The 1,633-nt window shown below is 47.6% G+C and carries 3 protein-coding genes; 1 reads left to right on the top strand and 2 read right to left on the bottom strand.

The features are described 5' to 3' along the window. The coding region (locus NZM04_08155) for a glycosyltransferase family 2 protein (protein ID MCS7063994.1) at window positions 1–309 on the bottom strand (309 nt) is incomplete at its 3' end. Between the two features lie 158 nt (window positions 310–467). On the opposite strand from NZM04_08155, the gene NZM04_08150 reads away from it, so the two are divergent. After that, complete coding sequence (locus NZM04_08150; protein ID MCS7063993.1) at window positions 468–1,190, top strand: class I SAM-dependent methyltransferase; 723 nt, start codon at window positions 468–470, stop codon at window positions 1,188–1,190. Here NZM04_08150 and NZM04_08145 read toward each other — a convergent pair. Then, window positions 1,148–1,633 (bottom strand): GNAT family N-acetyltransferase (locus tag NZM04_08145; protein ID MCS7063992.1); only part of this gene is annotated, 486 nt, incomplete at its 5' end. The genes NZM04_08150 and NZM04_08145 overlap by 43 nt on opposite strands.

Raw genomic sequence — 1,633 nt, 5'->3', positions numbered from 1 at the left:
GATGATTTGATTGAGGTGTCGGAGCGTATCGGGATGCCAGAGGTCGTCTGAATCGAGGAAGGCGAGGTAATCCCCGCTAGCATGCTGGGCACCGAGGTTGCGAGCGGCTGCTGGGCCTTTGTTGTCTTGGCGGTAATAGGTTACTTTCACCCTTAGACTTTGTAGGTATTGCCAGGTATCGTCGGTTGAACCATCGTCAACAATGATGATTTCATAATCTAAAAACGATTGGTTTAAGACTGAGTCCAACGTCTGCTTGAGAAGGGGTGCGCGGTTATAGGTGGGAATGATGACCGAAAATTTTGGCATTTATATGATTGTTTCGACTAGCTTCGGATTTTAGAAGCAATCTCTAGTGACATTCCTTGGCTAGTCTAGCAGTTTTGAGTAGGGGATTGAGCTTAGAGGCCTCGATTTGGAAAGGGGGGCAAAGTTGACAACTTATATCAACATGCCAAGCTTAGCGCGTGTCTCGCTTGCAAGCTTACATTCAAATAGTCAAAAGGTCAGGATTCAGCGGGCTTTTGAGCTGGTGGCGAAAGAAGCTCTTTACTCGATTTTACGAACTTTGGCTCGGCATCAATTCGGAGCAATATTACTCATCTCAAGCCCTAGGATATGTTCAAGGAAAAGGCAAATGCGAATGTGATGAATACTCTCCTATTGAGTATGAATCACTGATAAACGCATTAGGGAAACTCAATAAATATCTCGATGGAGGGTATCAAAACAGTGTGTGGATTGACTATGGATGTGGCTTGGGAAGGGCTGTGTTTGTGGCGGCTTTGTTTCCTTTTAAGCGGGTGATTGGGGTGGATTTAACGGCATTTTTAATTGAGGGAGCAAAAGCCAACCTTGCAAAGGCGCGCAGGAGGCTGAAATGCCAGAATGTAGAGTTTATCTGCGAAGATGCGACGAAGTATAGGGTTCCTACGGATGTGAATGTGGTGTTTTTGAATAATCCTTTTCATGGGTCAGTATTTGACGGGATGATGGAACGACTTTGCGAGTCTCTGAGAGAGAAGGATCGGGAGATCTTTATGCTCTTTAATTGTCCGACTGTCAGCGAGCTGGAGGAGCAGGTGAAGCGGCGTGGGGACATCGAGATTTTGGATCGCTGGGGAGATAGTTGTAATGCGGAGCGCCTTTATTTTTTAGGGCGATTGCGGTTCAAAAGTGGCTGTAAATAAGGTTTCAGAGGAGAGAGGATTCGCCGTGTGACTTGGGAGAAGCGACGCCGAATTTTTCTGGGTGTGGTGGGTTCGATATAGCCGTGGGCGAGGGGAACGGCGTCGTTCATAAAACGAAGCTTGTAGGAATCGTGACCCTTGCCGAAATCGAGGATGGTGAGTCGCTGTGAGGGGAAAGCAAGGAGAATCTGGTGGAGGAGGATGAGCCCGGGGGAATATTTTTCAAATTCTGGATCGTAGGTGGGGAACCAGATGTGGTAAGTGTGATGGTAGATCATTCCGAAATGTGCGGCGATGAGACGATCGTGTATGTAAAGAGTAGAGAGCACACCTTGAAAGGTAGGAGTGCGCGTAGCGTGAAGTTGGCGCATGATAGCAGTAAAGGGGAGGTGCGGGGCGAAGATGTCTTCCTTTTGAGTGGCTTTGTATTGAGCCGATTTGAG

The sequence above is a fragment of the Candidatus Methylacidiphilales bacterium genome, from assembly GCA_025056655.1.
Lineage (GTDB): Bacteria > Verrucomicrobiota > Verrucomicrobiia > Methylacidiphilales > JANWVL01 > JANWVL01.
Note: the sequence above shows the minus strand (reverse complement) of the source record. Positions and strands in the feature narration are given on the sequence as shown.